We start from the raw sequence: 7,989 nt of genomic DNA, 5'->3' as shown, positions 1-7,989 counted from the left end.
CTCTGGGGGGTCGATAATGTTTCCGTCGCGGCGGCGGCGATCCGCAAGCTGACCTGATTATCTGGTGGTGATTAGCCGCCCAACCTTTCCCGCAATTCCGTCTTGAGAACCTTGCCATAGTTATTCTTCGGCAATTCATCGACAAAGAAATATTCCTTGGGTCGTTTGAAGCGGGCGATCTGCTCGATGCAGTGGCGGTCCAGCTCTTCGGGCGTCACGGCGCTTCCCTTGCGAGGAACGACGAAGGCGACGACTTCCTCGCCCCAGTCTTCATGCGGCCGCCCGACGATGGAGACTTCATCGACGCCTGCGTGGGTGAGCAGCGACTCCTCGATCTCGCGCGGATAGATATTGGTGCCGCCGGAGATAATCATGTCTTTGGAGCGATCTTTAAGGGTGAGGAAGCCTTCCGCGTCGAAGCAGCCCATATCACCCGTATGCAGCCAGCCGCCACGCAGGGTTTCGGCGGTCGCCTCCGGGTTTTTCCAGTATCCGAGCATGACGACGTCGCCGCGCACAACAATCTCGCCGATTTCGCCGACGGGAAGTGGATTGTCATCGGCATCGAACACTTTCACCTCGACATCGGTGCGTTCAATCCCGACAGAGGCGAGGATCTCGCTGCGCCTTGGGTGGTTTTCATCGCGGATCTGCGCCATGGAAAGGCCCGTGATGGTCATCGGCGATTCCCCTTGCCCGTAAATCTGGGCGAAGCGGGGACCGAGTACATCAATGGCGCGGCGGATATCCGCCTCATACATCGGTCCGCCGCCATAGACGATGATTTTTAAATTGCTGGTATCCGCGCCTTCAAACGCCGGGCTGGAAATCAGCCGGTGAATCATCGTTGGCGCGAAGAAGAAGCAGGAATTGGGGTAGTGCGCAATCAGCTCCAGCGTCTCGGCTGGATCGAAACCGCCGCTTAGTGGCGTTACCTGTATGCCCGCCTTGGCGATCAGCGGCAGGCCATACATGCCCGCGCCATGGGTTTGCGGCGCGGCATGGATGACCGCATCGCCCGGATCAAGCGCGGTAACATCAGCGAAATAGCTGAGCACGGCGGTCAGCAGATTGCGATGACTGATCATCGCGCCCTTGGGCTTGCCGGTGGTGCCGGAAGTATAAAACAACCAGGCGAGATCGTCCGGCGCCGCTTCCTGCAGTTCGAGAGGGGCTTCCGTTTTGAGTGCTTGATAGCTTTCGTCATGGACGGAAATCACGGTTTCGAGTTCAGGAAGCTCCGGTATGAGAGGCACAAGCTCGTCCGCCAGTTCCGCCGTGGCGAAGACGAGGCGGCTGTCGGAATTTTCCAGAATATAGCAAAATTCATTGATATGCAGCTTGGCATTAACCGGAACCGCGACAAGCCCGGCGCGCCAGATGGCAAACAGCGCGATCCAGTATTCCGGATGGTTCTTCATGATCAGCGCGACCCGATCTCCGGCCTTCAGGCCGAGCTTGCCCCGGAGCGCTCCGGCGAGCCCCGCCGCCTGATCCGCATAGTCGCGGTAGGTGGCGACGATATCCTTGCCATAGGCGAGGGCCGGTAAATCCGGATAGGTCTTTGCGGTCCGCTCCAGCAGATTTGCGATATTCATTGTGGCAGGCCTCCCGAGGGGTTCAACTGGCCCCTTCTTGTTGTTCGATGGGCTGACGATAAGAGAGATACCAGAGAAGCGCAAGTCCCGGTACGGCCGCGACTGTGGTCAGGATGAAAAACTCGATCCAGCCGGTTCGTTCTACCAGCCAGCCGGCGGGGGAGACCAACACCGTGCGGGCCACCGCCATCAGCGAGGTGAGGAGCGCATATTGCGTTGCCGTATAGGCCGTGTTGCAAAGGCTGGAAAGATAGGCGACGAAGACGGCGGTGCCCATCCCGCTCGCTACATTTTCAAGGCCGATGGTGAGGGCGAGGAAGGCAAGGTCCGGGCCGATGGCGGCCTGGGCGGCAAACATCAGGTTGGAGAGCATTTGCAGCAGTCCGCAAACCCAAAGCGTTCGGTACATTGTCGTTGCCGCGAGCAGCCAGCCCCCAATAAACAGCCCGCCGAATGTGGCGACCGTGCCAAGAAGCTTGGAGATTTCGGCAATCTCGATCAAGGTAAAGCCGGTTTGCAGATAGAAGGGTGTCGCCATGGCGCCCGCCAGCGCATCCCCGAATTTATAGAGCACCGCGAACAGCAGGATCACCAGCCAGTCCGGCTTTTTCATAAAATCGGCAAAGGGATCGATGATGGAGGTTTTCAGCCAATCGAGATAAGCATTTGCGGTCGGGGCCGATTCATCCTCCGGCTTTGTCATTTGCGTCTTTGGTTCGCGCGTGAACAGAACCGTGACCGTGCCGATCAGGATAAAGGACGCCATGACCATATAACTGATCATCCAGCCGAAATACTGGGCGATGACAAGGCTTGAAAAGCCGGTGAGCCACATGGCGATGCGATAGCCATAGACATAAGTCGCCGCACCCGCCGCCATGTTTTTCTCGTCGCAGATTTCGATCCTGAAGGCATCGACGATGATATCATAGGAAGCAGAGGCGAAGGCCACGGCGAGGGCCGCAATCGTCACATAGAGGAGACTGTCGCTCGGCTCACTGAAGGCAAGAGCGAGAATGGCGGTGATCAGGAAGGCCTGCAACAGCAGCAGCCAGCTTCGCCGCCGGCCGACCAGCCTGGAAAGAACGGGAATACGGATATTGTCGATTATCGGCGCCCACAGGAATTTCAAGGTATAGGGCAACCCAACAAGGGTAAACAGTCCGATGGCGGTGAGGTCGATATTTTCCTGCGTCAGCCAGGCCTGCAAAATTCCCCCGGTCATAAGAAGCGGGGCGCCGGAGGAAAAACCGAGCAGGGTAATGCTGACGATGCGCCAATCGCGATAGACGGAAAGGGCCGATAGCCAGCCGGTCATGTCATGCTCGTCTTTAAAGGGTTACTCATACGCGCACTCTACTCAAAAAAGGGGGCTTGCGTCGCCCGCTAGTCGTCGCTCCGGATCATTTCCTTGGCTTTTTGCAGATCATCCGTTGTGCGGACCAGACGCTCGGCCAGAACGCGCATCATCTCCACCGCCATTTCGGGGAATTCCGTGACCATCCGGAAGAAGACATCCTTGGTGATCTTAAGGGTTGTCAGCTCCGTCTTCGCCTTGATCGTCGCGGTGCGGGGGACGTCAATGAGGATGGCAATCTCACCGACGACGTCATTCTTGCCAAGGGTTGCAACGGTCAGCGGGCCGGACGGGGTTTCGACGATGACATCAGCTTCCCCCGCCATAATAAAATAGGCGGCATCGCCATTGTCACCCTGTTCACATACAAGATCGTCTGGCTGGAATGTCAACCGTTCCGACGTAAAGGCCAGCAGTTTGATCTTGGACGGCTCAATTTTCGCAAACAGGGGTATCTGCCGGAGGATCTCAACTTCTTCTTTCAAGCTCACGGATTTTCTCCCTTCTATCTTTAGCGGTTCTAGGACGCCGCCAGTAATTCTTTATATGGCGCGCTGTTCTCTTTTAGTTTTTGCGGGCTTCCTTGTTCCACAATTCGTCCGCCCCGCATGATCAGAACATGATCGAAGTCGGCCGTTTTCTCCGCATGATCAAGGGACCATATCAGGCAGCGGCCCTTGAACTCGTTGAGGATACTTTTCATCAGGCGCGCCTGTGTCGCAGTATCGAATCCCGACGTCGTCTGGTTGAGGATTAGCACATCCGGGTTTTTAATGATTGCCCGGGCGATACAGAGTTTCTGCCGCTGGGTTGCGTTCAGGCGGGCACCCGCCGTGCCGACGGTGAAGTTCAGCCCGACGGCGATAATTGTGCTTCGGAGCGACATTTCCTCGACTACTTCGGCAAGCGCGGCGCCGATTTTCTCGGTAGCCTGGGCAAAGCCGAAGGCAATCTTGCCGAACAGGATATTATCCTGAAGGTTTGTGGCGGCGTTATAGGCATCCGCATCGAAGAAGGCGACGCTGTCTTTCAGATGCGGCGGCAGTTCCTCGGCAAAGCGATGACGTGCGGCAACAATTTTTTCTTCGATATCGTCGGTCAGTACGCCAAGGCGGTGACGGGACGGAATGACCTTAAACGGCAGCGACATGAAGCGCAGGCGGTCTTCTTCGCGCAGATTGTCCAGCCGTTCGGAATCGATCCGGCTGATCATGGCCTGATATTCCGGCAGGTCATCGGAGGAGATGAAGCCATATAGCTGGAAGAATTCATGGTCCGGCGGCAGATCGGCAAACAGCTCGATCATCAGGGTGGCGACCTGATATCCCATTTTGAGGAAGGTTTCGGTCAGGCCAGCTTCTTCGATGATCTTCTGGACATATTCATTCTCCGCCATCCGGTCGAGATCGAACTCTTCACCAACGGGCGTACCGAACAGGAGGTTTTCAGCAACGGAAGCATTGGTGTTGTAATGGTTCCGTTCGAAGGCTTCGATCATATTCTTGAGGCTGGGGTTGTTCTCGATTTTCTCAAAGACCCGTCGCCGGGCGGCGAGCACCAACTCCGCCGTTTCAGGCGCTTCCTCGGGGTTGATCGTGCTTCGCAGGCCGAGGCGGTAGACATCTTCGCTGAGATCCACCATCTCCAGAATATCGAGCGCGCGGGCGTTTAACTCATCCTCATCGGCGACGCCGGCAAGTTTGTAATCATGCCAGTTCGCCTCGATATCATCACTGGAATTGCCCGTTAGCTCCGCATTCTTGATATAGGTATTGCGTTCCAGCTCCTCATCGCCAGCGTAGCTTTTTTCATGCAATGGTCGGTGCTTCAGGCCGAAGAAGAGATTTTCCCCCAATGTCGTATTAAACACATAGCCATGTTGCCCGACATAGGAAATCTTGCGCCCGACAATGGCTTCCGGTGCGGTGATCATATTCACATTGCCAGCCATCAGCCGCCCCCGGTCCGGATCGATCAGCCGCGCCAGCACATGGGTGAGCGACTCGCGCCCGGACCCAGCCGGCCCGATGATGGCTATGCGTTCGTCGAGTTTAAAGCGCGTGCTTAGCCCTTCCAGGATTTTAGAGCCCGTATCATCGGAAAGCTCAATATTGCTGGCGACGAGCTCTCCTTCCAGGTGCGGAATTTCCTCAGGTTCAATCAACTGATTATCGGCATCGCGCATACCCGCGGGTTCGAACTGCTCAATCACCTGCTCATATTTGATGCGGGCATCCTCGCGCCGCTGGTAATAGGCGAGAAGCTCTTTCCAGGGCGCAGCCATTTCCTTATGCGCGCCGATCGCGGCAACCAGTGTACCGACTTCCAGCGTGCCGTTGATGACCATGGTGCCGCCGATGCCGTAGAAAAAGAAGGGCCCGAGTTGCTGGATGAAGTTATTGAGGAACTTGATAACGAACTTCAGAAGGTAAATGCGGTAGCGAACGGTATAGATCTTGTCGAGCTGATTGGAAAAATGCGCCCGCATATTGCTGGAGGCGTCATGAGCGTGGACTTCCTCCACTCCGCTCACCGCCTCACCAAGCTGGTCGGAGAGCACGCGGACCAGCCGCACCCGTGTCTTACCGAGCAGATTTACCTTCTTTTGCAATATTGGGATAAAATAGGCCTGCAACGGATAGAGCGCAATGGCAGCGACGGCCATTATCCAGTTCTGGACGACAAGAAACCCTACGATAACAAGAAGGTAGCCGCCCTGAAAGATCGGCAGGGCAAACGCCTCCCCGATAAAGCCGCCAAGCGGTTCCACCTCCGAGGTGATCATCGGGATGATCTCGCCGGGACTTTTCTTTTTGAACGTCGGCATGGGGAAGCGCAGGATGCGACAGTAAAGTTCGTAGCGCAGGCGTCGCAGCATCCGCTCCCCGGTGATCCCCTGATACACATTGATCATATATTTGAACAGTTGATTGACGATCACCATCAGGAGGAAAAGCCCGACGGTCAGATAGAGGAATGCGATCTGATCAAATTCAACGCCGGCATATTCGACCGGGAAGGCGATGTCATTCGCCTGAATGGCCTGGTTGATAATGATTTTCGGAAGTTCAAGATAGTAATAGAGGGCAGGAAAGGAGAGGATGGACATGATGGTAAGTATGACCTGCTGCTTCTTGCTGTAGCGCAGAATATACTTGTAAATATTATGTTCCATTGAACGCGACCTGCCCAGTTCCCATCGGCCTCACAGAATATGCAGGCCCGCTGACGGCACAGTTTTTCATAGTTTTATCCCTTGCTGCAAGGAGGAAATTTCTCACAACCCGCGTGATCTGTGACCTTTACCGCATTGCATGTTGAATTTTTTGCCGTCTGCCCTTAACAATGCCGGAACATTAATTCCTAGCCGGAGCGCCATGCCGACCCCAGAAAATGAGAGCCCAGTCGTTGTCGTGGTGCTGAAGGGGTATCCGCGCCTGTCGGAAACCTTCATCGCGCAGGAGCTTCTGGCGCTGCAGCGGCTTGGCCTAAATCTCGCGCTCGTCTCCCTGCGCCACCCGACGGACAAGGCAATTCATCCGGTGCATCGGGAAATTACCGCGCCGGTCAATTACCTGCCGGAATATCTGTATCAGGAGCCGATCCGGGTTCTGAAAGGCTGGTGTCGGGTGCGGCGTCTTACCGGTTATAAAAAAGCGTGGGCTGTCTGGCTGAAGGATTTACGGCGGGATTTCACACCCAACCGTGTTCGCCGTTTCGGTCAGGCGCTGGTTCTGGCGGCGGAAATGCCCAAAAATGCGGCGATGGTCTATGCCCACTTCCTGCATACACCGTCCTCTGTTGCCCGCTATGCGAGCCAGATGAAAGGCCTGGACTGGAGCTGTTCGGCCCATGCCAAGGATATCTGGACCTCCCCCGAATGGGAGCTTCGTGAAAAACTGGATGATCTTTCCTGGCTGGTGACCTGTACCTCCGTCAATGCGGATTATCTCTCCGGTCTTGTCTCTGATCCGTCGAAAGTCTCGCTGATGTATCATGGGCTGGATCTCAGCCGCTTCGCGGATTTTGCAGATCGTACCCATGTCCGTGATGGCTCTGAGGCCGCATCGCCGGTCGAGATTGTCTCGGTCGGTCGCGCTGTGGCGAAGAAGGGCTATGATGATCTCCTGAAGGCGCTGGCGGGATTGCCGGTGGATCTCAACTGGACCTTTACTCATATCGGCGGCGGTCCGCTTCTGGGTGCCTTGCGGGAACAGGCCGCAGCACTGGGGATTGCCGAAAAAATTGACTGGCGCGGTGCCCTCCCGCAGGAGAAGGTCTTGAAGGCGCTGCAACAGGCCGATATATTCGTGCTGGCCAGCCGCATCGCCGAGGATGGCGACCGGGACGGCCTGCCGAACGTCCTGATGGAGGCGCAAAGCCAGAAGACGGCAGTCGTGGCGACAAATGTATCCGCCATCCCGGAGTTGATAATCGACGGGGAAACCGGTCTTCTGGTGCCGGAGCGGGACCCGGGTGCCATGACAGTGGCACTCACCCGCCTGCTGCGGGAGCCTGCATTGCGCCAGCAGTTCGCCGAGACGGGCAACAAACGCCTCCGCGAGCTGTTCGATGCAAACCGCTGGATCGGCAGCCTCGCCGAAAAGCTGGGTGCGCCCTCCCCGCCGCGTAAAACCGGGACCGACCCGTGAAACTCGCCTTCTATGCGCCCATGAAATCGCCCGATCATCCGGTCCCCTCCGGCGACAGGCGCATGGGGCGGTTGCTCTGGGCGGCGCTGGAGTTGGCGGGATTCGCGCCGGAACTTGTCTCCACTCTTCGGAGCTTTGACGGCAAGGGGGACGCGGAATTTCAGCAATCGATGAAAGAAAAAGGAGCGAAGGAAGCCGCCGCCCTGATCGAAAAATGGCGTGACCGGCCGGAAGAGGCCCCGAAAGGCTGGTTCACCTATCATGTCTATCACAAGGCGCCGGACTGGATCGGCCCGGAGGTATGTCGTGCACTAGAAATCCCCTATTTTGTGGCGGAGGCGAGTCATGCGCCGAAACGCGCGACAGGCGATTGGCAGATGGG

At 56.8% G+C, this 7,989-nt stretch carries 5 protein-coding genes and 1 pseudogene; 2 read left to right on the top strand and 4 right to left on the bottom strand.

Annotated elements, in window-relative coordinates; translation table 11 throughout:
* Positions 1-71 precede the first annotated feature (71 nt).
* The 4 genes from P1U71_RS10650 to P1U71_RS10635 form a co-directional block, all read right to left on the bottom strand.
* On the bottom strand, positions 72-1,598 hold the full coding sequence (locus tag P1U71_RS10650) for a long-chain fatty acid--CoA ligase (protein WP_301105586.1): 1,527 nt from the start codon (positions 1,596-1,598) through the stop codon (positions 72-74).
* Positions 1,599-1,620: 22 nt separating this feature from the next.
* Positions 1,621-2,916, bottom strand: a complete 1,296-nt coding sequence (locus P1U71_RS10645; RefSeq protein ID WP_301105585.1) for an AmpG family muropeptide MFS transporter — start codon at positions 2,914-2,916, stop codon at positions 1,621-1,623.
* 68 nt (positions 2,917-2,984) lie between these two features.
* Positions 2,985-3,446, bottom strand: a complete 462-nt coding sequence (locus P1U71_RS10640) for a Crp/Fnr family transcriptional regulator (protein WP_301105584.1) — start codon at positions 3,444-3,446, stop codon at positions 2,985-2,987.
* Between the two features lie 29 nt (positions 3,447-3,475).
* Positions 3,476-6,130, bottom strand: a complete 2,655-nt coding sequence (locus P1U71_RS10635) for an ABC transporter transmembrane domain-containing protein (RefSeq protein WP_301105583.1) — start codon at positions 6,128-6,130, stop codon at positions 3,476-3,478.
* Positions 6,131-6,332: 202 nt separating this feature from the next.
* On the opposite strand from P1U71_RS10635, the gene P1U71_RS10630 reads away from it, so the two are divergent.
* Both P1U71_RS10630 and P1U71_RS10625 read left to right on the top strand, forming a co-directional pair.
* Positions 6,333-7,607, top strand: coding sequence for a glycosyltransferase family 4 protein (locus tag P1U71_RS10630; protein WP_301105582.1), 1,275 nt, complete (start codon positions 6,333-6,335; stop codon positions 7,605-7,607).
* Positions 7,604-7,989, top strand: a pseudogene (locus tag P1U71_RS10625) (glycosyltransferase family 1 protein); the annotation flags it as partial. The gene P1U71_RS10630 and the pseudogene P1U71_RS10625, both read left to right, overlap by 4 nt.

This window comes from Sneathiella sp. (assembly GCF_029233945.1).
GTDB lineage: Bacteria > Pseudomonadota > Alphaproteobacteria > Sneathiellales > Sneathiellaceae > Sneathiella.
Note: the sequence above shows the minus strand (reverse complement) of the source record. Positions and strands in the feature narration are given on the sequence as shown.

What these genes read in the sequence shown, in the direction of transcription:
- P1U71_RS10650 (WP_301105586.1), bottom strand. Translation starts at nt 1,598, where the DNA reads ATGAATATCGCAAATCTGCTGGAGCGGACCGCAAAGACCTATCCGGAT.
- P1U71_RS10645 (WP_301105585.1), bottom strand. Translation starts at nt 2,916, where the DNA reads ATGACCGGCTGGCTATCGGCCCTTTCCGTCTATCGCGATTGGCGCATC.
- P1U71_RS10635 (WP_301105583.1), bottom strand. Translation starts at nt 6,130, where the DNA reads ATGGAACATAATATTTACAAGTATATTCTGCGCTACAGCAAGAAGCAG.
- P1U71_RS10630 (WP_301105582.1), top strand. Translation starts at nt 6,333, where the DNA reads ATGCCGACCCCAGAAAATGAGAGCCCAGTCGTTGTCGTGGTGCTGAAG.